We start from the raw sequence: 23652 nt of genomic DNA, 5'->3' as shown, positions 1-23652 counted from the left end.
AGAGACCTGTTGGTTTGTTGTGTGAGAACTGTGCAAAGACGGGGGGCCTGTTGGGGCTGTTACCGTCGCCTGCATGACCGAAGCTGACGAGACGTACGACCCGACCCGGCACCCCGACCTGCTCGCGTGGCTCGCCGAACGCGAGGGCGCTCACGCCGCGTGGGCCGCACAGACCTCCTTCGCCGGCGTCCTCGACTTCTCACCGGCCTCCCTGGCGATCCTGGACGACCTGATCCGGGAAGCCGCGAACAGCATGGAGGAGATCACCGACCGGCGCATGACACCCTTCGTTCAGGGCGCGATCTGGTACGTCGGGGAAGTGTTCTGCCGCCACAAGGGCATGGTGTGGAAGTACATCCCGGACCTCGTCAGCGGACAGCTTGAACCGTTCTTCAACGCGGGCGCGGAGACCTCCGCCCTCGATCACCCCTGCGTCGGCGCCCCCGGCGACCCGGACAGCTACGTGTACCCGCTGAACGCAATCCGGAGGATCCTCCTCACCGAGGATGAAGTCGGCAACAAGGTCCATGACAGCCTCCCCTCGATCTTCGCCGACCCCTTCGGGGAAGACGACGAAGACGACGAGGAGATGGACCCGTCGGCCGGGTGGGGATGAGGACCACTCACCAGAGCACCGAGGCACCGTCTCCTTCACCTCCGGGGAGGCGGCGCCTCACACTTGTCGCTGGATCGTGTGGCGCAGGCGTATCGGGGCTGATCGGGGAGTCCTGTCGTGCTGGAGTGTTCTTCGTGAGCGACCGCCAGCCTTACAAGACCGACTTGTCCGACGAGCGGTGGGCCCTGATCGAGCCCGTCATCGCCTCCTGGAAGGCTCAGCATCCCTCCGGCTCGCGGCGCAGGCTCTCGCCGACTCGATGCAGTTGCACACTGCGGACGACGGCTCGGCGGCCGCGGCTGACCTCGATGAGGCCGTCGTTCTTGAACTGGGTGAAGGCGCGGTGAGCGGTGCTGACTGAGACACCATGGGCTTGGGCGATGTCGCCGATGGTGGGGACGTCCTCGCCGGGCAGCTTCATGCCGTCCTTGAGGAGTGGCTCCGTAGCCGGGGGCGGGTGCCCGGCGTGCACTCCTCGGTCGCCTCGTCGTACGTGCCCGGGACCGCATCCACTTCGAGGGCATCGCCGAGTGGCTCGCGGCAGCGCTTCTTCGCGCTGGCGGTCGCGAAGGCCGGGCTGGGCCACAAGTCCGCGACGCTGACCCTGGACGCGTACGGGCACCTCCTCCCCGACCGCCTGGACGAGGCATCGAAGAAGATGCACGAGCGCCGCTCCAAGCAACTGGCCAAGGCGAAGGCCAAGCTGGAGAAGGCGGAGAAGAAGGCCCGCAAGGCTGCCGAGGCCGTGGCCGTGGCCGTCCTGGAGGATCCCGCGGCGTGATGTGTGCCTTATGCGTGCTGTGTATGACAGCAGGGGCCGCTTCGGCGGCGCGGCGGAACGCCCCCTGCATTCGGGCTGCTAGGGCAGGTCGCGGCGGACCAACGCCTGAGCGAATGGTTCTCCGGTGGCCCGGGCGTAAGCCATCCGCTCACGCACCTCGCTGAGGGTGCGTGGGCGGTAGCCGGGGCCGCCGCAGCAGCTCTTGTGGAAGCGCACACCGGCGTGCAGCAGCACGGAGAGGGTGCGCCAGGCAGCGGTGTCCCGCCTCTTGGGTGCCGCGAAGGCGGAGCCGATGTGGATCAGTGGTTCGGCGCAGCGTGGACAGACCCGGTCGTGGTCCTGGTAGCCGGGGTAGGGCTGCTTGTACGAGGCCCGGCAGGGCAGGCAAACGTACGAGGTCTTTCCATGGGCCATGCGGGAAGGGTAGAGCCACACCAGGGTCGGGCTCGACAGATTTCCGGCCTGCTGCGCAGGCTCTTCATCAAAGGTGGGGCGGCGACAGCCGACCGTACTTGCTTCTACTCGCGGCCGCGGAGTTCTGCGTCGATGGCGTCAGCAGCATCCCCGGCGGCCGGCTCGCTGATCCAGGTGTTTCTCTGTGCGCCTCCGTGACTCGCTTTCGAACCCTGGTAAGCCCCTGGCGCGGCTACTGAAGGCGCTGGAACGGGCTAGTGAAACGACATTGCCGCAGGTGGAGCCGGTACTGGCCGACCCGGCGGTAGCGACAGATATCCGTGAGTGCCGGATGCTCTCACCCGACGAAGTGGCTGAGCTTGTAGATGCATACCGACATGGAGCCGAGATGAACGAACTGTCTCGACGGTACGGAGTTCATCGCCACACGGTAGACCGGCACCTGGAACGCGCAGGCGTTTCGAAGCGGCAGATGACCAAGATGACGCCAGCGAAGGTGGAGCAAGCAAAGGAGCTTTACGGGCAGGGCCTGAGCACGAATCAGATCGGGAAGAAGTTCGGCATCAGCGGCAGCACGGTGTGGAAGGCACTCAAGCGGGCGGGGGTGAGGATGCGCCCGCCGGTGGCGTAGTGAGGTGCACCCCCCAGCGAAGAACACGTCGTGTCCGCTGGTCGGGCGCGGGGTGTTCTTCATTTCTGGACTACACATTCAGGATTAATTTTATAACAAATGGGGGGCAGGTCGGGTTGGCCCGACCCTATTGCTACCAGTTGTCAGGTAGATGATTGAACGTATTTCGCTTCTACGACTCAGTCAGGCGCATCATATACTTGGCCTGGATTGAATTCTTGCGAGAATCTTCCCAAGCTCAGCCAAGGACTCGTTGGTGAGAAGTGAAGGATTCGCCTCAAGTATCAATCTAACATTTTCCGCGATTTGCTGACGCGTGGGATTTTCGGCGGTGCTCAACTCCAGGGGGTCAGCCTCGTCCTCGATCCGAGCGCTGCGCAAAATTCTCATCTGTTCATCGCTGAATAGCCTAGCCATCAGGGCTGCGGCAAAGCGTGCCGATGCTTCTTCGCTACTCATGCTCACTTGATTTTCTTCGAGTTTCGCAATCACTTCTTGTGAGGAATCCGAGGATGTGGATTCGATCAAGGTGGCTGACTCGGGAGGTGCGTCCGGGCTGTCAGTCTTACGAGTCCGGGCAAATCTGTTGCGCGTCGACTTTATGAACGGGAGGGCCTGAGCGTTCCACAATTTCTTAAGGCGTGGTGCAGTCCACTCCGCAAATTTGATGAGAATAATCAGAGCTTCGACTATCTCCTCGGGGTCCAGGCGCTCCCGTGTTTGGGAATCCGACTCGCAGTCGCACTTGTTCGTATCGAAGAAGAGCGGCGGCGGTTCCGTTGGTGGGTCTTCCTCGTTCTCATCTTCAGGAATGAATTTAGCGTGCCCGGCGAGGTTCTTTTGGTCATCGTACAGATTATGATGAAGGCCACCATCTTTTGAATGGCCAGGAGTCAGATCGTCAGGATACTCAAAACGACCTTTAATACTAGCCATTTATGACCCTCTCCCTTCATCTGGTCATCGGAAAATTCATCCGTACGTCGGAAAGTCATTGCCCAGGATGATCCGCCAAAGACGGATGGCTTCACGGTAGTCGCCTCGATCCTCCGCCGCTAGAGCAAGGTCCGCCCTGTCCCGCGCACTCTTGAGACTGTCGTTTACGGCGTCCTTGCTCGCCCAGTTCAAGTAGGCGGAAAGGTCACCGCTAAATCCAGCAGGGTCCTGCACTGAAAGGTTGTAGAGATTGTAGTCGAAGAACAACCGCAACGCTTTGCGCGAATTACTGCCTAGAGTTCCGTATGTTCGCGCAACCAGCATCTCAAGGTGGAAGGATGAAAGACGTGAACTATGTGCCTTGTTCCACTTCTTGGCGAACCGGATGATCTTCTTGAGGTCACCGTCCAAGGCGCTGTTACGCTCGTTGAGATATGTCTCATGCTTGTTGGGATTGGTAGTCAACCAGTTGCCCGCGCCATCAGGGATGCCGTAATCGCCACTCGTATATTTCTCGACCGGCGCCACGTCCACGCTCAGGCCGTCGGCGTAGAAGAACCGCACAGCCTGGCCGCGAGCACCAATCTTACGTACGGGCGAGTTTTCGTTAAGAACCTTCCGCACCCGATATAGAAACTCGGAGGAATTATCCCGGTATTTTTGGTTCCACAAGTCCTGGTCGACATGCAGATGCACCATGAGGTCAATGTCATCGACAGGATTGCAAGCAGTGTTCCGTCCGAGTGAGCCGATGATCTTGTGGGATTGGTAGCGGATGTCGTTCCCGGCAGGGAACGCCGCCTTGATGACGTTCACGACGATGTCTCGGCGCTCGTAGACCTTGGTCCAGGTGGCAGGCGAGGGCTTTACCTCGGTGTCGAACTCGTTGAACGCAGCCACGATGGTCGTTGCCATTCCTACTCCCCCTCGTCTGTGGCATAGCTTTGGCCACCGCCGCTGATGTTCTTGCTGGACTTCTTGTATGCGAGGCGACCCGGTGGGTCGGACGTCTTGTTGAGCTCATCCCGAGTGTTGGTGAGATTGCGCAACGCATCCCGCGCGTCTTCGCGACTAAGATCGGCCAGGTCGATGGTGAGGAACTGCCGTGCGGCTGTCTGAAGTTCAAGGTAGGCACTGGCCGAAGCCTGGGCCTGTGTCATACGACGCGACGCGTTCACGGTAGTCAGGGTGGCGCTGAAGGCAGCCGAGATAAGAGCCAACACCCCCGGCCAGATACCGAGGTCACCGCCGAGAGCGGTTCCACCGGAGATGGCGGCGAGTGCTGCTGCCGGGACGCCAAGCATCAGGTTGATGAGCCGCCACAACTTGGCCTGCTCGAACTGGCCTTGTGCGCTCCACAGCGCACTCTCGTGGATGCGGTCGGCTTCTTGCGCGATCGCTCGGTGTGACTCAGGGATGCCGTCGGGGATCAGTGACACGAACACCTCATAGGACCAGGAATCGCGTAAGTGGTTGAAGACGGGCTAACAGGAACAACGGGCCAGTGTAGACGGCTGGGTTCACGATGGACTAGCGGTGTGCCTGTGGTGCGACGTCTCCACCGTGTCTGCCAACGTGGGGTGTGCTCGGGCGCGCTGAACGGGTCTGATCCACGGGGTGCGGCCGGCCGCTGGTTGGCCTCCTCGATCTAAGTGCCCGTCTGCCGCACCAGCTCGTCGCGTCGGACCACGCGCGGACTCGACTTCCCGCGCTTGCTGGCGGAAGGACGCGGCTTGGCGTGCACCGTCACGATGTATACGGTGACGCCTTCAACGTGGAGCCGTGGCGGCCACGGCTTCGTGTCCTCATCGGTGGGGAGCTGTAGGCCCTGGTCGCTCAGATTGAAGACGACGAGGTAGGCCACGTTCTTGCCGTAGTTGTGGGCGTAGCTGACGGCCTGTTGGAACCCTTGAGCCACGTACCCCACGTCGTAACTCTTCTCGGGGGAGTACAGCTTGACCTCGCAGACGAGCGGATCGTCACCTTCAAGGCCACTCACGATGTCGGCCTGACCGGAAGCAGATTTCGGCTGAGAGAACGGATAGTCGATGCCCTGGTCAAACAGGAACTTGCGAAGATACTGGTCGTACAGGTCCTCGCCGTGCTTCGTGTCTGCTTCGTATTTATCGAATAGCTCTGCTTGATCGAACCACTCAAGACGCCGAGCAAACCGTTCGAGCATGTAGAGGATCTCACTTGCCGAACCGATCTGCTCTTGCAGGTACTCAACGAACGGCTCGACTGTTTTTTCAGTCAAGTCCCGGATCATAGCGTTAAAGTTGGTGTCAGTAGAGAAGCATCTTGCGTGATTCTGTGGGTCTTCCCCGCCAGCCCATCTTGTGATGAATCGCCACGCAACCTTAGTGCGGCCAATCTCCGAGTCGGGCCAGTCATAGTAGCCTCGACGCGTGAAGTTCTCCTCAATCCACTTATCTGCGTCCAGTTCAGGGAGGCTGGATGCCACCCGCTCTATGATCGCGCGCAGGGCGGCCGACTGCTGAATGAAGTCGTAAAAATACTTGATCTCTCGGTCGAATACCGTGTAGTCCGTCTTGTAAAGGCGACGGTATCTTTCTTGCAGCTTGACCTGTAGGTCGCGTTCGTAGCGCATCAGAAGAGTCCTTTCAGGGCCTTAGTTAGCTGTTCCATGGCAAGGTCTACTTCCTCAAGCCCTCCGAACATGGAGCCGTCGGCGTCAACCAGGCGGATGCGTGCTCGGCAGCATGGGCAGTACCGATATACCTGCACGCGGGCATCAAGAAGCTGAATCTCAACCTTGTACCGGCAGCGAGGGCATGGAAAGGTGACGAGGCTGGCGAGGATTTTAGAAGACAGCTTCATGGTTGGATTATATCGACAGGAAGTGACTCTGTGTGAAATTTCTACTTCCACTCACTAACGTGCTTGGTGGTAGGGATGCCGCGTATTCCGCACCCCGCTGTGTGCGGAGGTCGTACGCGCGGCTTCTATTTAGAACGACGAGCGCTTGCCTGTGCGGCGAGAGCAGGGATCGCTGCGATCTTGTCCGCTGTCAGGTCGTTCCAGACGAGCCCCTGTGGCCGGCGCCGCCCCGAGCACTGGATCACCTCGCCTGGTGTGATGATGAGGTCCACACTGAAGTCGTGCTCGGTTTCGGGGATCTCCTCGTCGACCACCTGGAGCTGGTGGACGGGCGCGACGATGACCGTCTCGTCCGTCACGAGGCCCGCCTCGATGAGGAGCGCAACCTCCAGGTCGGAGTACCCGGCACCCTTGCCGATGCGCGCCCCGGAGCGGTTCACGGCCACGCTGCCACAGATCACGATGTCGATCGGCTGCATGTCCTCGACGCCAATGCGACGGGCGACCTGCGCGGCGCCCTTCTTCTCGGCTGCTTCCTCGGCGGGTATCTCAAGCGTCGTTGGGTCGAGCATGAAAAACGGCTGGAGGCTCGCCATCCTCGGCACGGCCATGTACAGCAGCTTGTCGTCCTGGAGCGCGCGGATGCGGACCGGTAGTTGGGCCCAGTCGGGGTTCGCCTTGACCGTCCGGGCCTGCTTCCACACCTCCAGCTCGGCCAGGCGCTCAGCCGTCGCCTCCGCGCCGTAGAAGCCGGGGATCTTGCCGTACGAGTCTTCGGGCACAGCGCCTTCACGTTCGAGCAGGCGCCACACCTGGTCGCGGACGGCTTCCTTGGCCTGGTCGATGTCGCTCACGTGCCCCTACCGGTCCCGTTAGATAGCTGCCATGAGAGCCAGAAGGCGGTCGTTGACGTCCTGCACCCACGGCTCGTGCCGCCACTCGCGAAGCTCTCGACCAGCGGCGAATGCCAGATTAAGACCGCCGCCACCCCGTGTCAGCTCCACGGCGTCGATCGTCCGGTGCATTGTGGTCGCCGCTTCGTCGAGCTTGCGCTGGCGGATCAGCGACAAGGTGAGATTCCCGAGCGCGATGGCCTGGCTCTTCTGCTTCGCGGCGAGCGCTCTGGCGGTCATACGCAGAATGGGCTCGGCCCGCTCGGGCAGGTTCAAGAAGAGGTAGCACGACCCGGACAAGCGGCTGAACTCGTTGATCGTGTAGTACTCAGCCGCTACGTCGTCGGCACTGACCCGGTCGAGTTGTGCCTCTGCCTTCGTCAGCGCCTCCTCGCATGACTTGAGGTCGCCGCTCATGGCGTAGCCCTCGGCCACGTGAAGCAAGCTCAGCCCGGTAAGGGAAGGACTGGCGGATCGTGCGACCTCCGCCGCCTGTCCCGCGAGCGTCGCGCCCTTGAGGGGATTCTTCTCGCCGTAGAGCGCCACGAAGCTCTTGCGTAGCGTCGCGTATGCCTCGGCGTACGGATCACGCACGTGGCGGGCCGCGGTCACCGCCTCATCCAGGTAGGCGACAGGTGCGTCGTGGTCGCGCCGCTGGCTTACATCCCAGACGAGCTGTCCCATGAACGTGGCCGACTCGGCTTCGACCTCGAAGAGGGCTTTGCGCACGCGGGGGTTGGTCGCGTTCTCTCGAAGGAACTTCACCTGCCCGTGGACCTGGCCGGCGGGTCCGAGCAGGGCCGTCGAAGGTGCTCTGTCGTACCGCTCGTCGAGTTGGCGAATCCGCTCGTGTAAGTAGGCGACTGCCACCAGGTCAACTGACGAAGGGTGTTCCAGAACGTAGCTCATGCGCTCGCTGGGCTTCACCTGGATGACTGTCACGTCGTCGAGCAGGGACTCCAACTCGTCGAGCGTCACGTTGAGCGCGGCGGCGAGCTTGGGACGCACCCACGGCTGGGGTTCGCTCTCGGCTGTTTCCCAGCGCACGACCGTCGAGCGCTCGATGCCCAGTCGTTCGGCGAGCTTGTCTTGGCTGTAGCCCGCAGATTTGCGACGCTGAGCGAGCCGCATGCGCTTGGCCGCCATCGCACTTCCCTCCCGGGGCTCGGGGGCGTACCCACCATAGCCACCCGGGGGCCGTTTACGCAGGTCAAGGCCGCCCTTGCCTCATTTTTGCGTCGTTCTTGCCCCTCCTTCGCTCTGGGTTTCCGCAGGTCAAGGGGCTTTTCTGGCCGTTACGCCGGTCCAGCGGCGCCTGGCCCCAAGCCCGCCATTGGACCGGCTTCGAAGCGGCGAAAGGGGACTTCATGCGACCTGCAATTTACGGCTACATGCGCGTCGTGAGCAGCGACGAAGCAGACGACGAATCCGAGCGTGTGAAGCGCGAGTTGGCCCAGTACGCCCAGCGCGAAGGCTTCGCGCTCGACCAGGTGTTCACCGAGAACATCAGGTGTTCGGAATCTGCCTTCTCCGTGATGCTCGACGCCTTGAAGCACCACGAGGTCAAGGACATCATCGTCCCCTCGCTCTGGCACTTCGCCCGACTCCCCGGCCTCCAGGAGGCCATGACGCAGCACATCGAACAGGAAACCGGTGCTCGCATCTGGGTAGTTCAGGGGCGGCGCGCGTGACCGACCAAGAACGTCCCCTGATCTACGGGTACATGCGAGTCGAGCGAAGCCAGACGGACAAGGAGCTCCACGTCCTTGAGCTTGACCTCCAACGCTTCGCCGCTTCCGAGGGCTACCGATACGCACAGACCTTTCAAGAGTTCGAACCCGGCTGCACGAGAGTGTTCACGGCGTTGGTCGCTGAACTCACCCGTGTCGGTGGCCACCACGTGGTCGTACCGACCATGGATCATCTGGCGCTTCATCCGCTGTTGCAGGTTCACCTGCTCATGAAGTTGGAACTGGATGCAGGCGCCGAGGTCTTCGAGGTGACCGCCTCGTGACCGAGGAACAAGAGGCACCGCCGAACCGCGATTGGGTCTACACCAGCAGCTTGCAACTGGCAGCCGTACCGTCGGCTGCCAGTTGCTCACGGATGCTCGTCCGGCTGACGCTGACACGGTGGAAGTTGGCCGACTACGTTGAGACGGCGGAGCTGGTGATGTCGGAGCTTGTCACCAATGCTCTGCGGGCAACCGGGCTCACCGACCCGGAAGCGAAGTCGTGGGAAATTACGGCGGAGCAAGTCATCGGGGTACAGCTCCGCGCCACCGGTACGAGCCTGGTGTTGGACGTCTGGGACAGAAGCTCTGACGTACCCGTAACGGAGAGCCCCGGCGACGATGCCGAAGGTGGACGCGGACTGTTGCTCATCGGGGCGATGGCGAAGCAGTGGGATGTCTTCCGCCCGCACGCCGGAGGGAAAATCGTGTGGGCAGAACTCGAACTGGACAGGGCGGCGAAGACACCACCACTCACCACCATGCCAGTACGCATCCCGGGAGCCACCAAACCACCCAAGGGGCCAGTTCACACGATGGCAGAGGAGGCACTGTTGCAACGCTTCCTTGATGCTCTGTACCAATGGGATGAGCCGCAGCCGATTTGAACCACACGACTCAAGCGAAGGCCGGCGGCCGTCCTTGATTTGACACATCGGTCCTTATCCACGAACGCCCCGTGACTTTCATCGTCACGGGGCGTTCGTCGCAATCAAGCTGATCAAGTGAAGCTGCACTATTACTGAAGCAAGTCACCCCCCTTCCCTTTGATGCAGTATGTTTTGCTTGCAAACCTTGACCTATGCAGCAAAGGTGCACTGTGCTAGGTAGTAGGAGGTGGGAAGTCTGGAGTTTGTAACCCTACTTGCGTCGAGTCTGCTCGTTACGCTTACGCATGTACCAATTTATGATTGGGCCAGAAAAAATAGCAAGCAGCAATGAGAACATTAAGAAAAACGTGAGAAGTGTTTCGCCGAGTCCATCCATGTCGTGCACCTACCTCTTAAACCAATCCTGAATAGGCGGATATTTTTCACCTAGCTTCCACTTTGAAGCAGCCGCTGCCTCGATCAGGAATAGGAGTGCAGCGATGACTGGGAACGTCGCCTGTAACAAGCTGGCGTTAAGTGCAAGGTCAACTGCGATCGCAATTGCCACAAAGGCGGAGATGGCCCACCATGCAATCACAGCGATCCTGACTCGAGCGGATTTCAGATTCCACTGCTGTAATAAAATTGAGAGTATGATACCCGCTACCATAAATGAGTTGATAATTACTGTCATATAGGTTCCTGTTTAGTGTTGGTTTTGGGCGAGGTGGTGTCTTTCAACACCACATCGCCCTCTGGTCAGCCGAAGCTTTACCAAATGGCCTTACGGCACCAACCCCACACCATGTTCGTGTAACGCGTCGCGTTCATGGGCTGCATGTTCATCGCCCGGAGGACGGAGAACATGGCACCCCACGTGTTCGGGGCGTACGCCACGGCGATGGCCAGCCCGATGGGCAGGCCGGTGCCGAGGATGCAGCCGACGAAGCCCCAGAACGAGGGGTCGGCGACGACCGGGTACGCGTAGTTCCCGGTGTTGTGCTCGACCACCTGCGTCAGGCTCTTGCCGTCCGTCTCGTAGTGCGTCGGGACGGCGTTGCCCTTGGAGTCCTCGGCCCACGGCACGGGAGCCACGAGCATCACAGCGCCACTGCCGTCGAAGACGACAGCCTCGCCGTTGTCGGTCAGTTCCACCTTGCCGCCGTCCGGCACGGTCACGTCGTACGTGTACCGCGTCGGGGCGTCGGCGTTGGCGATGGTGGTCAGGACCTGAGCGCCACTGGCGGTCGGGATGACCGCCTGGGCACTGCCGTCGGTTCCGGCGTAGATGATGCTGCCGTCGTCCGTCCGCTGGGCGTCCTTGGCCTCGTCGGCGTTCGGAAGTCCGATGATCACCGATGGCGCACCGTCGGCTCCGAGGGACACGCCGTCCTCCGGGTCCTTGGGGACATCGGTGGTCATGCCGTTCTTGGTGACGACGGCGGCTGAGTCGGAGTCCACGGCGGACTTGACCGGCTCGGCGACCAGGTCGCCGTTTCCGGACTCGGTGCCACTCAGAGCGGCGGCTACCTCCGACGACGTGACCGTGTCGATGGTGTCGGCAGCGGCCGTGTTCGGTGCCGCCAGCATGACGGCCGAAGCCATCGTGAGGGGGGCCATCAATATGGCCACCTTGCGAATGAAGCGGTTGCGAATGGAAGGCATTCTTCTGCTCCCCGGGGTTTGGGTGTAGGGGTTGTGAAAGTGCGAGATTCACGCCAACAAGTCGCCCGGCATCTGACCGAAACGACGTGGCATTACGGAGTGCGAATGGATTTCGTACCCGCTCTCACTGTCGGGGAATTATGAGGTAAATTCACTTTAATTGCAAGCATTACCGACATTGGCCTCAATTTGGCAGTGGAGGGGATAATGGAAAACCCTCTGATCTGGCTGGATTGCCGCCTCGACCATCCGGGAGCATGAGACGGGAGGCGGAGTTTCAACGGTAGCTATCGCCATACCTGAAGACTATTAATGACATATTTTCCTCAGCTTGCAGAGAGCAGAATTTACAACGACAGCACAACACAAAGGTCGCGCCCGTTCTCAGCCACAGAAGCATCGGGGTGTGCGCGACACATTCTTGAGGCATTAAGCGTCGTGGCCAGGAGCGACCGCGGGCGCTGACCCCGGGCGGCATGCATTGCTCGGGCGAACAGAGTGCTGTCTCACTGACAGCTGAGGTATCGGTCCTCGCGAACACGAACCGGATCAGGGGCAGAACGCCGTAATATGCACAACTCGATTGAGAAAGTGTTGACTTCGATCAACACATGGTTCATAAATAGAAGTGTTGACCGAAATCAACACGTAAGTATCTCGTCGGTGTCCTGCGGCTTCACGAGATGAACCATCTGGGTTCGTCGGCCGCAATTCACCGAGGAGGTGGCTCGCAATGAGCGAGCAGCCAACAGGGACAGGCCAGCTCCGCACGCTGGCTGTCCGGATCACCGAAGACCTGCGAGCACAGCTGGACGTTGTCGCGCAGATCACCGGTCGCAGCACCACCGAAGAGATTCGGGTCGCCCTGGAGCACTGGGTCGAGAAGACCAAGTCTGACCCGGCCATCCTTCAGAAGGCAGCGGCAATCCGTGCCGAGATCGAGCGGGAGGCGCAGACGCGCCGCAACGCCATTTCGGCAATCTTCGGTGCCGAGGACACCGCGGAGGAGAAGACTGAAGAGTCGGCTCCCGCCGGCCGTCCGGCTACTCGCCGAGGTAAGACCTCCGACGAGTAACACACTGCTTCACCTTCGAGCGTGAGCTCAGGGGAGGCACAAGGCGGGAGCCTGCCCGGATGCGATTTGCGTCGTTTCCTGGGCGGGGTCCCGCCTGTTTTCAAAATACCCCGCAATCCAGGTGAGAACAGTATTGCCTGACGAGGCGCAGCACGATGATGAATGCCTGGGATGGTGCTGCGTTAGCCTGATGGAGATTGCGATGCTATTCCACTCGGAAATCCTTGCGGAATTCCTCCCAAGTTTTTCTGCGCCCACCGATTACTTCATCTTCCCAGAGGATGAGGCGTAGTGGCTTTCCGGGGCCCTCGATGAGGTTCCAGGCCATACGCCCGTCTCCCCAATCAATTTTAGGCCGCTTCCTTTTTTTGAGCCATGTTAGATTCTTTTGATTTAATCCAAATCGAGTCAGTGTTTGATCGAGGTATAGGTACGCGAGCTCTTTAGTTGCCGAATGGCCAATGACGCTTGCGAGCGCGTCGCTATAGCTCTTCTTCTTAAACCACATGCCCCTACTGGACAAAGTTCCTTCCGGTAGCGAGCTCGCGTGGGCGCGCATCAAAATCGGACAGGTTTTGGCGAAGCTATCCTCCGCCAACGTCACCATTAGTTCACTGATGAGTGGATGAGTCTGAAAACATCCGAGATTTTCTCGCTCGAGAAAACCAAAGTCCTGGAGTGTCCGTAAAGCAATAGCGTACTCAAATGTTGTTCCGTCCCGATTGGGTCTAACGCCATGGGCAATCTGGAGACATGCGGAAAGGTAATTATGCGGAACATCGGCGGCAGTGCCGCAAATATCTTTGATGGTCCCGAGGCAAGACAAGAGGAAGTCGGCATCGATGCTTCTGTGCCTCACTTGCTCCCTGACACGCTTCAAGACGTCGCCGAGCAGCTCTTCTCGCCCAGACGGCACCTTGGCGAGAAACCCTGACCGGCTTCTCCCGAACTCTCGAATGAAGTCGAGAACCGAGAGGTGACCATGCTCGAGAAGCAAACAGGAATATTTTGTAACCAGAGCATATCCATGTAGGTGCACTGCTAAGTCGCGCACCTCATGTTGACGCAAATCGGGAAGCGCCCTCGCTATCATGTCGCATGATTCATCCTCTGTCATTCTGCCAACATTGATAACACTCCATCCCTCAGGCAAGCGAGTAGATGTGCGACATGTTGCTATCACCGTCGAATGCAAACTGCTCGGCACTATATTTAGCAGCTGGCTTGGAGACTCGACGTTATCAATAATGGTGAACATCGGCCCCTGCGGCGAAGCTAGCAGCTCAGCCATGCAGTGATTGACTGAGATTGTTGAGGAGATTCGGGAGGTCAGCCCGTACTTGTGCATTGCTGCCAGCACGTCCAAACTCAGCGAATCTACTGTATCTGCCCGCAGGTGCAATATCTCATCACTGCTTGCGTATTCTTTGGGGACTTCTGTTGCCAGGCGGGTCTTCCCCATACCCGCAGGCCCAGTTAGTAGGACACATTTTATTCCTGCTTCCATAATGATTCTGAACTGCGCATGTATTTCTGGGCGGGCTGCGTAGCGGGCATCGAAGTTTTGGAACCTTGCGACATTGTGCGCTCCAGGAAGTGCCGGAATTGAAACGTCGGCTACGTTGCCATCGCTGATGAACGTTTCGGTTCCTGCGGTATCGCCTTCGAACGGGAAGTCGGGGTCGAGGAGTACTCGAGCCAGGGAAAGTCGTAGCTTCCTGAGATCTCTTCCAAAGGTCGACTCTCCCCTGGGGTCAACCCTCTTTTTCAGATCGTTGCGCAATTCGCTGTACTTCTTGTCGCTGTCGTGCCCGAGATAGCCAAGATCTCTCTTCTTGACTGTAGGGAAATCTGCGCCGCCGTCAAGATTAAAAAGTCGCAAGGCGGCTTCCTGGACGGTCATGAGGCTTTCTGCAAATAAGCCATTGAGGTGCGAGCTGCCCCGTCTCAACAATGCTTCCAGCGCGACGACGCGGTCCCGCTGCCACTCATCTGGAAAGTGATGAGCGGCGAGGAAACGGAGGTTCGGTATAGGCAGCGGGGGCTGGTTTCCCACTGGCTCAAAGACTCGCTCGGTGAGGCGTCCTGCCACAGCGGCAAGCTCGGCTCCCACGGCTACCACTCGCTGTTTGTCCACTGTCACCAGACCAGTATGCGACACGAGGATGGTGCCAGCGGTACACGCTGGGAAACGGGCCTCGCGCTACGTCCACCAGTCTTCGCGTTGCCACTCAGGCGGGAGCTTGCTGTCTAGATACCGCGCCGTGGGCTCATCGATCCAGTCGGAATCGACTGTCCGAGACATTGACACTTCCGCGCCCTCGCGAGCCACCTCGTCCTCGTCTTGTAGAAGTCCCACCCATACGTCGATCACCTGTTGTCGCGCAAGGTGATCATCGACTGGCTGGAAGCGAAAAAGTGAGGAGATGGCGTCGCCAGCCACTGCGCGAACGAAATAGTGTTTGTGGGTGGCGAGTGCAAAAATAACTTCTCGCGCTTTTTCTAAGTTTCGCGCAGGGAGGCATGTGAGGTCACGTTCCAAAAGGCTAGTAAGTTCATCGATTCCGCCGCGTCCTCCTCCGCTGTCCCGGATGTAACTCCCTTCGGGTTTTTCTGCGAGGTCGATTCCAGCTTCCAGCGCCATCACTAACGCAGCTACCTGTCCAGATTCCATTTGCTCGACGTTAAAGGTCTGGGGAGGTAATTCCTGGAGGCGCTCCGGAGAGGGCTTGAATTCTGTCGCTGGCAAGGTTTGCCATTCTGGTAATTCTCTTGATGATTTTGGTTCGTGTTCCATGGTGAATCTATTCCTTCAAGATCAACTATGGCATTCTTTGGCCGCCTTTTCAAGGCATATAAGGATCGTGTGTGCGCGTGCGTGCCGTTTCTCTTCAGGTCAATAACTTGCCGCTCGACTTGGCGCTCACAACGTGAGCGCCAAGTCGAGCGGCAAACCATGGTGCTCCCGAACGCTGGTGCCTAATTTTGATGTTGCGAGGGCGACACCCCTTAACGGAGGAAACGCCCGGCACCACCAATTCACCCGTAATCGAAGGGAGCACCGCCATGCCTCGAAACCGTTACATCGCCCGAATCCACAACGCCGAACGCGCCCAGATCGCACAGCAGACAGAGGAAATGATCAGCCTCGCAAAGAGCCTCAGCCGCAAGGACGGTGACGTCTCCTTGGTCCAGACCGCCGGCGACGGCAAGGAACGTCATCGCCTCCGTCGCGAGCAGAACCGGCGACACAAGCCGGAGCGCTTTCGCGGCGCGAACCAGGCGTAGTTAAAACGCCTTCCGGGGTTGGGGCTCCTTCTGGAGCCCCAACCCCGGAACACCCCCAGGCACACACGACATCACCAGAGGAGGTCCTGCTATGCGCCTCACCATTCACACCACGACCGCTCGTCTTCGCCGCGCGCCGTCTCGGCTGTCACGGCGACTTCGGCTCGCTACGGTCGTTGCACTTGCTGCCGCGACGACCACGAGCGCCTGCTCCGTCGGCTCGTCCCCGCACGGCAAACTCGCCCAGGACAAGCGGATCCTCGCCTCGTGCGATGCAGCCGCGCCGCCCGCCTCGGACATTCAGATCGACGGCACGGGGTCGAGCGCCTCGAAGGTCATCACCGAGGAGCGGATGGCCGCCATCGAGCAGATCGTCCGCACCACTGCCATTTGCTCCGGCCGCCTACGGGTGACCGTCTTCTCTGCATCCAGTGCGGCCACGGCGATGCTCTTCGACGGGCCGCTCCCTCTCCACGGCGCTACCGACAACGCCAGGCTCAAGCGGGTCGCGAAGGTAGTCGACGACGCCATGACCGGGATCCGGGACGCATACGGGCCCGCGGTCGCCAGCCTCAAGGGCAAGGGTAGCGACATCACGGCCCAGTACCGGCTGGCCGGTGAGTGGAGCAACCAAGTCGGCGAGGGCTTTCGCCTGCACCTCGTCCTACTCACAGACGGCTTCCAGAACGTCGGCGTCGATCTTGGCAAGCGAGCCATCAGCAAACAGGAGGCCGTGGAGCTGGCGAACAAGACGGACGTGCCGAAGCTCCCTGGCGCTTCGGTGACCGTCGCTGGTCTCGGTCGCGTAGCCGGTTCGCCGCCTCGTTCAGACATCGTCGAGGGCTTGGTCAACTTCTATGACGCCCTGTGCAAGAAGACCGGCGCGGCGAAGTGTGTCTCCGTCACCGACTACACCTCCGAGGGCCGGTGACTGCCGTGAAGCTTCTCCGTCAAACGACCGCACCCCTGGACGCATGGACGCAGGAAGCCGACGCGGTTTCGCTGCCCCGGTTGGACGAGGTCGGCGGTCACGCCCGCCCGTCCGGTGTCGGCGTGACCTATGCCGAGCAGGAGTATCACGCACTGGCCGACGAGCAGGAACTGATCTGGCCGGCCGAGGGCGAGCGCGCGGCCCGGCCGTTCCAGGAACGGGCACACAGCCTGGACCGCGTGGCCGCGGGGACTGAGTTCCTGCTGTCGGAGCAGGAGCACGAGGTTCGCCAAGCACGGGCCGACTACCAGCACGCGGCGTGGGTCCTGACCCCACATACACGGCGGGAGCCCGGAGCGAAGCTGCGTTACTGGATCTGCTGGCCGGTGCTTTGGTTCGGTGACACCGCAGGCGTCTGGTCGGCGGCGGTCACCAACGGCGACGTTCCCTCAATCGCGTTCGGGCAGTCACTCGCCTCCGGCCTGGCCGCCGCCTGCGCCGGACTGGTCGGGGCCGAGCTGAAGTACATCCGTATGGCCAAGGCCCGACAGCGCGATCCCGAGTCGCTGACCGAGGACGAGGCGCGGTATGCGCGACTGTTCGCGGACACCGACAACGGCGGCAGCATCGTGACGCTCATCAGCTTCTTCTCCCTCGTCGTCGTAGCGCTGCTCGCCGTCGGCATCTTCAATCTGCGGGCCAGCATTGAGGGCAGTGCCTCGGGGCTGACGTTCGGGTTGCTGGCTGCGGCGACGGCGATCGGGTCGGGGTTGCTCGGCTACTCGGCCGCCGACGAGGTGGCAGACCTGCTTGCGGCAATGGCCAAGCGCGCTCAGAAGGCCGAACAGCGATACCTCAAGCTGGTCAAGTCATCGGCGTTCAGGGACAAGGCGCAGGCCGAGGAGGCAGCGCGTTCCATCCGGGACGAGTACCAGCTGCGCGGCCAGGCCGCTGGCAAGCGGGTGGAGTCCCTGTCCTGGAGGGTGCAGCGCCGCAACCCGCAGGTGCTCGGACACGGCTTTCCGGTCGGTGAACAGGGCGGAGTTATCGGGAGGCGTACGCGTCGAGGAGGTGCCGCGTGAAGCGCATCGGTCCGTTGTTTCCGAGCACGCTTCTCGGCAGTCGCCTACTTGGATGCCCGACGCCGGGCACGCCGGCCAGACGAGCCCGTACGGACTACCTGCTCGGTAGTGCTGGCCGTCCGGCTACCGTGCCGACGCTGCTCATTGCGGACTTCGACAACTCGGGGTCGGTCACCAGCCCGATCGGAACCGACCCCCTGTCGAACCGGTTTGCCGAAGTGGCCCACGCCTTCTCGGTTGTTGCTCGTCGTGGTGCGCGCCACGAGCTGGGGGCCGTGCTGCACTTCGACACCCCGTCGAGCGGTGAAGTCCGTACCACCCCGATCACCCGGCGCGGACTTGCGAGGCTGCGCTCCGGCCTCCACGTTCCGCCGGACGGTGCAGGTACGAGCGAGCTTGGCCCCAGCCTCCGCCGAGCGATCGCGATTGCCGATGCCCACCCCGATCACGCGGCAACGCTCGTTGTGCTCTCGGACTTCTGGTTGCTGGACCCTGAACCGTCCAGCGTGCTTGCCGAGTTGGCGGGGTTCCCCGGTGACGTTCACGCGGTAGTTCTTGGCAACCGCATGGGCTCACGAGTGCTCGACGAGCGCATCACCGTGACTCATATCGAGCGGGACGATCCGCCCGGCGCGGTTGCGCGAGCCTTGTTCTCAAGCCTTGTCGCCCGACGCCCCGGAAGTCACGTACACGCGCCGATGTGACGTGCTCTCTGACTGGGTCGTAGCCGATTCCACAACACATTTCTCGTAGCCCGTGCATCAACCAGGAACCGGGGAAAGGCCGCTCTGCGAGGCCGAATATTCGGGCGATCATTCGACCGAGTCGACGATTTCCTAACTCGCAGTCCAGCTTCATAACTAGAAGCAGATTCCGGCACGTCGCACATCCGGCGATCGCCGGAGACGGAAAGGAGAAAACGACATGACAAACACCATCAACGAATCCACCGGGGCAAACGTCCCGCGTAGGTTCCGCACCATCCTGGCTGACCCTCCATGGGACATCCAGCAGAAGGGCGGACGGGGGGCGGAGCGACACTACCCGCTCATGACCCTGGAGCGCATCAAGGCCATGCCCGTCGCCGAGCTGGCCGAGGACGACGCTCATCTCTGGCTGTGGGTCACCAACGCCACGCTGCGCGAGGGCTACGACGTCGCCGAAAGTTGGGGCTTCACCGTCCGGTCGCCACTGACCTGGATCAAGTTCCGGCTCGGTCTCGGTGTCTACCTGCGCAACGCGACCGAGCACCTGCTCTTCGCCACCCGTGGCAAGGCGCCGGTCCAGTTCCGTGCGCAACCGACGTGGATCACCGCCCCGGTCCAAGACCACTCCCACAAGCCCGAAGAGCAGTACCCGCTCATCGAGCGCCTGTCGCCCGGCCCGTACCTGGAGCTGTTCGCCAGGCGTCGGCCACCGAGCAACTCGCCCTGGTTCGTGTGGGGCAACCAGATCGACGCCGACGTGTCGCTCCCCGGCTACCCAGTGCCCAGCGACCGTCGCCGCGACGAGCGGGCCATATGACCAGCGAGAAGAAAGGCGAATCCTCGATGGGAAATCCGTTCGTGTGGGTCCTGCGCGCCAGCCTGCTGTGTCTCGGCGCAGCCATCGCCATCAATCTCGCCGTCGCGTTCCTGCGCCCTGTGTTGCCCTGGATCGTCGCCGCTATCGCGCTGGGTTCATGCGCGTGGATCGCAGTCGCCATCGTGCGGTGGAGACATTCGAGATGGTAGCAACTGCCCGACGGAGGTCACGCGTTGTGGAATTCACTCATTCCGTTGACGTGTTGACCAAGATCAACGATAACTGGATATGTGGGGTGTTGATTTCAGTCAACACCCGGAAGGAAAGGAGGTGACCTTATGGCTTCAAAAAGAAGGGGGAACAACAAGGAACGTAGAGGGCGCGAAGAGCGCCGGTTCACGGTACGCGGGATCCGCCGCGACCCACCCGACATTCGCAAGCTCGCAAAGGCACTCATCGGCCTGGCAATGGCCGAGGCGGAACGCGAGGCCCAGGCCCAGCAAGCCGCCCGTCAGCCGGAAGCAGAGGCCGCCTCTGCTGACACGGAGGTGAGGAAGGGGTGAGCTGGATGGGTAGCCACAGCGAGCTGGTGTTCTCCGGCCTTTACTTGCCCCGTCCACTGGATCCCGCAGCTGTCGCCGGATTCCTGACCCGCCTGGCCTCCGACCGTGACGCGCCCCGCGTCGTTCTCGAAGTCCGGGCCGACCCTGGCGGCATCCGACACCTGCTCGGTTGCCAAGCCACCGACGTCCAAGCGCTCCGCCGGATGCTCGGTGACCTGATCCCAGGCAGCCTGCTGAGCACACCGGGCACCGGCACAACTGAATCTCGTTCACGCGTGGAAGAGGCAGGGCGGTTGCATCTCCGTCCATTCGCACTGCCGCTGCGGAGCGACGATCACGAGGCCACCACCCGGGCGTTGCTCTCCAGCCTCGCAACGCCACTCCGGCAGGGTGAACAGATCGTCGTGCAGGTGCTGTTCGGACCACGGCGCGCTCCGCGGGCGGTTCCGGTGGGCGTTCCCGATCCCAGCACCACCCTGCTCCAGCTCCTTACCCAGGGCGAGCGTCCGGCCAGCACCGAGACGCGGGCGCGACTCAAAGAGCGCGCCTCACAGCCGGGGTTCGCGGCCACCATCCGGCTTGGTGCGTCGAGTCCGGATTCCGGCCGGCGCCGCCGATTCATCGGGAGTCTGCTCAGCGCGATTTCTACTGCCCAGAGCCCCGGGGTACACATCGACCTGGTGCGCGAGCATCCCAAGCACATCAACAAGGCACGTTCGCCATGGCATTGGCCGCTGTCGCTCGGTGTGTCCGAGCTTGTCGGTCTGCTCGGTTGGCCTTTGAACGATGGTGACTTTCCGGGCCTCCCGCCCGCACACCCGAGGCTCCTCCGCGCCGCCGCCGACGTCCACACCGGACCGCGCGTCTTTGCACAGAGCGCCGTACCCGGCGATGACCGCTTGCTCGGCATCGGGCCAAAAGATCAGACATTCCACGCCGTTGCATACGGCCCCAGCGGCTCCGGCAAGACCAACGTTGCGCTGCGATTGATCCTTGCGGACATCGAGGCAGGCCGCCCGGTCGCGGTGCTTGACCCTAAGCGCCAGCTCATCGACGACATCCTCGCGCGCATCCCAGCGCATCGCACGGGTGATGTAGTCGAATTGAACGCCAGCGACGAGAGCCCGGTGGGATTCAATCCGTTGGACGTCACCGGCCGCGATCCCGACGTCGTCATCGATGGTGTCCTGGCGGTCTTCGAAGCCGTCTTTGCTGACGGCTGGGGACCGCGCTCGGCGGACATTTTTTCGGCCAGCCTCCGCACTCTGGCCAGGGCCAGTACACCGAGCAGGCCGGCCACCTTGGTTGATCTGCCACGGCTGCTCACCGATCCCAGGTTCCGTCGCCAGCAGGTCGGGCGGGTGCACGGCGACGTTGGTCTCGCCGGATTCTGGTCCTGGTACGAGGCACAGTCGCCGCAGGCGCAGGCTGCCGCCATCGCGCCACCGCTCAACAAACTGCGGCAGTTCCTCCTCCGCCCGGCCCTGATCCACATGCTCGACCAACGCACCGGCAAGTTCCGGCTGCGCGACATCTTCCGCGAGAACAAGATCGTGCTCGTCCCCCTGAATGAGGGACTCATCGGGCCGGGTACTGCATCGCTGCTCGGCAGCCTCATCATCGCCGACCTGTGGCAGGCCACCCAGGAGCGTGCCGACGAGCCAGGGGCTGACAAACGTCCTGGAGTCGTCTACATCGACGAGGCTCCGCGCTTCCTGAACCTCCCTGTGTCGCTCGCCGATGCCCTGGCTGTATCAAGATCATTGTCCGTTGGCTGGTTCCTGGCTGCTCAGTTCCGCAGCCAGTTCCCACCCGCGCTACGCACCGCGGTGGACATGAACGCCCGCTCCAAGATCGCGTTCGCCACCGAGTACGAGGACGCGCGGGACATGGCCAAGCTGGCCCGGTCCCTGATTGCCGAGGACTTCCAGGCACTTCCGCGCTTCCACGCCTACGCCAACCTCGTCGCCGACGGTCTGCCGTCCGGCTGGGCACTGGTCGAGACGTTGCCGCCTCCGCCTGTCACCACCGACCCGGAAGCCGTGCGAGCTACGGCTCGAAGCAACTACGCACCGGATCCGATCCAGCCCACGCCCGACACGAGCGTCGTGGAAAGCGACGAGCCACAGGCGCCTGAAACGACTGCCTCGTCCACGGCCGTCGACCAGATCGGTCGGAAACGGAGGCGCCGATGACGTCTCTCTTCGCCCCTGTCTTCGCCCGACTGTTCGCGACCCTGCCAGCAGGCCATTTCCGCAGTTCACCCGGCCTACGCCCCACCTTGTGGGATGGGACTGACCCCCTACTCGGGGGTCACGGCGGCGGGCCTAGCGGCTGCCACCTGCTTCGACTTCGGACGGGAGGTGCCCTATGAGTCCGAACGATGTCCCCAGCCTGCTGCTACGGCTCTCCGAACGTGACCTTGCCGTCCTGGAATCGCTACGCGCTCACCGACTCCTCGGCACCGCCCAGATCCGCCGCCTGCACTTCGCAGAGGGCCACGCCACCGTCACGGCGGCTTCGGGAGCCACCATGCGTGTCCTCGTCCGGCTCGAATCGCACGGCTTGGTGGGGCGGCTTACCCGGCGCATCGGCGGGGTGCGCAGCGGTTCGTCGGGGATCGTCTGGCAGCTCGCCTCGACGGGCGAGCGTCTGCTGCGCACCGTTCACGGCGAGAAGAAACGCCGACGCTACGTTGAGCCGTCTCTGGCGTTTACAGCGCACACGTTGGCTGTAGCTGAACTGGCCGTACAGCTACACGAGTTCGCCGGCCAAAGGGCGATCGAACTACTCAGCGTCGAGACAGAGCCTTCGTGCTGGCGCTCGTTCGTCAACCCGCACGGCACGCTTGAGTGGCTCAAGCCCGACCTCTACGCCGTTACCGCCAGCGGCGACTACGAGGACCACTGGTTTCTCGAAGCCGACCGCGCCACCGAGCACCCCACGGTCGTCGTCCGCAAGGCCAAGACCTACCAGCGCTACGCGGCCACGGGCGCCCACCAGGCCCGACACGGCCTGTTTCCCGCCGTCACCTGGGTCGTCCCGGATACAGCCCGACGTGAGGCCCTGGAGGCCGCCCTGTCGGCCGACACAGGGGTACAGCCGGGGCTCTTCCGGGTGGTCGTCGTCGACGAGTTCAGAGGCCTCATCCTCGGCGACCACGCAGACCAAGCGGTCGAGGGGTCTGGTCCGCCATGAGCCGACCCCAAAACGCAAGCTGAAGTGCTACCCGCATCTCAGCTTGCTTTCAAGAAAGGAGCGCACTATAGGTAAGCGTCACGCATCCCCCGGAACTCCGGAAAGTATCCACGGAATTACGTTGCGGAATTGTCAACAATTGCTGATTTCAAGGAACGGGAGAGGTAAAATGGGAAAATAAATAAAGGAGACTTCGAGATGGTGACGCAGGACACTCAACAACAATTCGGTGACTACCTCAAGGGCTTACGCCAATCAAAGGGGTTGGGTGTCCGGGAACTAGCCAGAAGGGCCGAACTGGATGCTGGCGGAATCACGCGGATCGAGCAAGGAAAGATCTCTCCAACGCTGGACACGCTCAAGGCGCTGGCGACAGCGCTCGAAGTTCCGTCCTCCGACCTGTTCACTATGGCTGGGTACGTCACCCCATCCGACCTGCCCAGCATGAGCACCTATCTGCGTACGCGCTACGGCCTGCCAGAAGAGACGATCGCCTCGGTTGACGAGTATGTCCAGCGCCTCATCGACGAGCGCGGACTCGACCCTAACGGCCCAGCTCCGTTCGAAGACGAGTCGGAGAATCCGTCAAAGAAATAAGTATTGGATGGGGAGA

General features: G+C 61.7%; 29 protein-coding genes. 16 read left to right on the top strand and 13 right to left on the bottom strand.

Translation table 11 applies throughout. From position 1 onward, the window contains the following. Window positions 1-73 precede the first annotated feature (73 nt). Window positions 74-616, top strand: a complete 543-nt coding sequence (locus Q4V64_RS21870) for a hypothetical protein (protein WP_124441433.1) — start codon at window positions 74-76, stop codon at window positions 614-616. A 217-nt stretch (window positions 617-833) separates the two neighbouring features. On the opposite strand, the gene Q4V64_RS21865 is transcribed toward Q4V64_RS21870, so the two are convergent. After that, window positions 834-1037: a GntR family transcriptional regulator gene (locus tag Q4V64_RS21865; protein WP_172629297.1), complete on the bottom strand. Its 204-nt coding sequence runs from the start codon at window positions 1035-1037 to the stop codon at window positions 834-836. Between the two features lie 45 nt (window positions 1038-1082). On the opposite strand from Q4V64_RS21865, the gene Q4V64_RS21860 reads away from it, so the two are divergent. Further along, window positions 1083-1397, top strand: a complete 315-nt coding sequence (locus Q4V64_RS21860) for a hypothetical protein (protein WP_253267088.1) — start codon at window positions 1083-1085, stop codon at window positions 1395-1397. Between the two features lie 78 nt (window positions 1398-1475). Here the strand turns inward: Q4V64_RS21860 and Q4V64_RS21855 are convergent, their stop codons facing one another. After that, entirely contained in the window at window positions 1476-1811 is a 336-nt protein-coding gene (locus tag Q4V64_RS21855) for a deoxyxylulose-5-phosphate synthase (RefSeq protein WP_124441435.1), read from the bottom strand. A 388-nt stretch (window positions 1812-2199) separates the two neighbouring features. Here Q4V64_RS21855 and Q4V64_RS21850 point away from each other — a divergent pair, with 388 nt between their 5' ends. Next, complete coding sequence (locus Q4V64_RS21850; protein ID WP_124441436.1) at window positions 2200-2442, top strand: helix-turn-helix domain-containing protein; 243 nt, start codon at window positions 2200-2202, stop codon at window positions 2440-2442. A gap of 192 nt (window positions 2443-2634) precedes the next feature. Here Q4V64_RS21850 and Q4V64_RS21845 read toward each other — a convergent pair whose 3' ends face one another. From Q4V64_RS21845 to Q4V64_RS21815, 7 genes are all read right to left on the bottom strand, one after another. After that, window positions 2635-3378 (bottom strand): hypothetical protein, encoded by a 744-nt coding sequence (locus tag Q4V64_RS21845; protein ID WP_124441437.1) that lies wholly within the window; start codon window positions 3376-3378, stop codon window positions 2635-2637. A 36-nt stretch (window positions 3379-3414) separates the two neighbouring features. Then, complete coding sequence (locus tag Q4V64_RS21840) at window positions 3415-4293, bottom strand: hypothetical protein (protein ID WP_124441438.1); 879 nt, start codon at window positions 4291-4293, stop codon at window positions 3415-3417. A 2-nt stretch (window positions 4294-4295) separates the two neighbouring features. Then, the gene (locus Q4V64_RS21835) at window positions 4296-4817 is read right to left on the bottom strand and encodes an SLATT domain-containing protein (RefSeq protein ID WP_124441439.1); all 522 of its coding nucleotides are present in this window, start codon (window positions 4815-4817) and stop codon (window positions 4296-4298) included. Window positions 4818-5026: 209 nt separating this feature from the next. Beyond that, window positions 5027-5989: a hypothetical protein gene (locus tag Q4V64_RS21830; protein ID WP_124441440.1), complete on the bottom strand. Its 963-nt coding sequence runs from the start codon at window positions 5987-5989 to the stop codon at window positions 5027-5029. After that, window positions 5989-6219 (bottom strand): hypothetical protein, encoded by a 231-nt coding sequence (locus tag Q4V64_RS21825; RefSeq protein WP_124441441.1) that lies wholly within the window; start codon window positions 6217-6219, stop codon window positions 5989-5991. Before Q4V64_RS21825 ends, Q4V64_RS21830 begins: the two co-directional genes overlap by 1 nt. 125 nt (window positions 6220-6344) lie before the next feature. Continuing rightward, window positions 6345-7073 carry a 5-formyltetrahydrofolate cyclo-ligase gene (locus Q4V64_RS21820; protein WP_124441442.1) on the bottom strand — a complete coding sequence of 243 codons (729 nt, stop codon included), beginning with the start codon at window positions 7071-7073 and terminating at the stop codon, window positions 6345-6347. Window positions 7074-7091: 18 nt separating this feature from the next. Next, window positions 7092-8258, bottom strand: coding sequence for a helix-turn-helix transcriptional regulator (locus Q4V64_RS21815; RefSeq protein WP_124441443.1), 1167 nt, complete (start codon window positions 8256-8258; stop codon window positions 7092-7094). Between the two features lie 221 nt (window positions 8259-8479). Between Q4V64_RS21815 and Q4V64_RS21810 the strand changes: the two genes are divergently transcribed. Genes Q4V64_RS21810 through Q4V64_RS21800 form a run of 3 tightly spaced genes read left to right on the top strand, consistent with a single transcriptional unit; the run spans window position 8480 to window position 9731 of the window. Beyond that, a complete protein-coding gene (locus Q4V64_RS21810) occupies window positions 8480-8803 on the top strand; it encodes a recombinase family protein (RefSeq protein ID WP_124441444.1) in 324 nt (107 codons plus the stop codon). Continuing rightward, window positions 8800-9126, top strand: a complete 327-nt coding sequence (locus Q4V64_RS21805) for a recombinase family protein (protein ID WP_124441445.1) — start codon at window positions 8800-8802, stop codon at window positions 9124-9126. The genes Q4V64_RS21810 and Q4V64_RS21805 overlap by 4 nt, the downstream gene beginning before the upstream one ends. Then, on the top strand, window positions 9123-9731 hold the full coding sequence (locus Q4V64_RS21800; RefSeq protein ID WP_124441446.1) for an ATP-binding protein: 609 nt from the start codon (window positions 9123-9125) through the stop codon (window positions 9729-9731). Before Q4V64_RS21805 ends, Q4V64_RS21800 begins: the two co-directional genes overlap by 4 nt. Before the next feature lie 388 nt (window positions 9732-10119). On the opposite strand, the gene Q4V64_RS21795 is transcribed toward Q4V64_RS21800, so the two are convergent. Then, a complete protein-coding gene (locus Q4V64_RS21795) occupies window positions 10120-10407 on the bottom strand; it encodes a hypothetical protein (protein ID WP_124441447.1) in 288 nt (95 codons plus the stop codon). 77 nt (window positions 10408-10484) lie between these two features. Continuing rightward, window positions 10485-11333, bottom strand: coding sequence for a hypothetical protein (locus tag Q4V64_RS21790; RefSeq protein WP_124441448.1), 849 nt, complete (start codon window positions 11331-11333; stop codon window positions 10485-10487). A 778-nt stretch (window positions 11334-12111) separates the two neighbouring features. Here Q4V64_RS21790 and Q4V64_RS21785 point away from each other — a divergent pair. Further along, a complete protein-coding gene (locus Q4V64_RS21785; RefSeq protein ID WP_124441449.1) occupies window positions 12112-12453 on the top strand; it encodes a DNA-binding protein in 342 nt (113 codons plus the stop codon). Between the two features lie 205 nt (window positions 12454-12658). Here Q4V64_RS21785 and Q4V64_RS21780 read toward each other — a convergent pair whose 3' ends face one another. After that, window positions 12659-14596, bottom strand: a complete 1938-nt coding sequence (locus tag Q4V64_RS21780; protein ID WP_124441450.1) for an ATP-binding protein — start codon at window positions 14594-14596, stop codon at window positions 12659-12661. Between the two features lie 60 nt (window positions 14597-14656). Continuing rightward, entirely contained in the window at window positions 14657-15250 is a 594-nt protein-coding gene (locus Q4V64_RS21775; RefSeq protein ID WP_124441451.1) for a hypothetical protein, read from the bottom strand. 269 nt (window positions 15251-15519) lie between these two features. Between Q4V64_RS21775 and Q4V64_RS21770 the strand changes: the two genes are divergently transcribed. The 9 genes from Q4V64_RS21770 (at window position 15520) to Q4V64_RS21730 (ending at window position 23636) form a co-directional block, all read left to right on the top strand. Beyond that, complete coding sequence (locus Q4V64_RS21770; protein WP_124441452.1) at window positions 15520-15741, top strand: hypothetical protein; 222 nt, start codon at window positions 15520-15522, stop codon at window positions 15739-15741. Between the two features lie 91 nt (window positions 15742-15832). Next, window positions 15833-16672, top strand: a complete 840-nt coding sequence (locus Q4V64_RS21765; RefSeq protein WP_124441453.1) for a hypothetical protein — start codon at window positions 15833-15835, stop codon at window positions 16670-16672. A 5-nt stretch (window positions 16673-16677) separates the two neighbouring features. Next, window positions 16678-17754, top strand: a complete 1077-nt coding sequence (locus Q4V64_RS21760; RefSeq protein ID WP_124441454.1) for a hypothetical protein — start codon at window positions 16678-16680, stop codon at window positions 17752-17754. Beyond that, the gene (locus Q4V64_RS21755; RefSeq protein ID WP_124441455.1) at window positions 17751-18458 is read left to right on the top strand and encodes a hypothetical protein; all 708 of its coding nucleotides are present in this window, start codon (window positions 17751-17753) and stop codon (window positions 18456-18458) included. The genes Q4V64_RS21760 and Q4V64_RS21755 overlap by 4 nt, the downstream gene beginning before the upstream one ends. A 220-nt stretch (window positions 18459-18678) precedes the next feature. Then, window positions 18679-19278, top strand: a complete 600-nt coding sequence (locus Q4V64_RS21750; RefSeq protein WP_124441456.1) for an MT-A70 family methyltransferase — start codon at window positions 18679-18681, stop codon at window positions 19276-19278. Continuing rightward, window positions 19275-19487, top strand: a complete 213-nt coding sequence (locus Q4V64_RS21745) for a hypothetical protein (RefSeq protein WP_124441457.1) — start codon at window positions 19275-19277, stop codon at window positions 19485-19487. Before Q4V64_RS21750 ends, Q4V64_RS21745 begins: the two co-directional genes overlap by 4 nt. Window positions 19488-19846: 359 nt before the next feature. Beyond that, the gene (locus Q4V64_RS21740; protein ID WP_253267090.1) at window positions 19847-22036 is read left to right on the top strand and encodes a type IV secretory system conjugative DNA transfer family protein; all 2190 of its coding nucleotides are present in this window, start codon (window positions 19847-19849) and stop codon (window positions 22034-22036) included. A gap of 175 nt (window positions 22037-22211) precedes the next feature. Beyond that, window positions 22212-23039: a replication-relaxation family protein gene (locus Q4V64_RS21735; protein WP_124441459.1), complete on the top strand. Its 828-nt coding sequence runs from the start codon at window positions 22212-22214 to the stop codon at window positions 23037-23039. Window positions 23040-23237: 198 nt separating this feature from the next. Further along, a complete protein-coding gene (locus tag Q4V64_RS21730; RefSeq protein ID WP_124441460.1) occupies window positions 23238-23636 on the top strand; it encodes a helix-turn-helix transcriptional regulator in 399 nt (132 codons plus the stop codon). Window positions 23637-23652: the final 16 nt, after the last annotated feature.

Source organism: Streptomyces sp. NL15-2K, from assembly GCF_030551255.1.
Lineage (GTDB): Bacteria > Actinomycetota > Actinomycetes > Streptomycetales > Streptomycetaceae > Streptomyces.
This window is presented reverse-complemented; position numbering and strand designations above follow the sequence as displayed.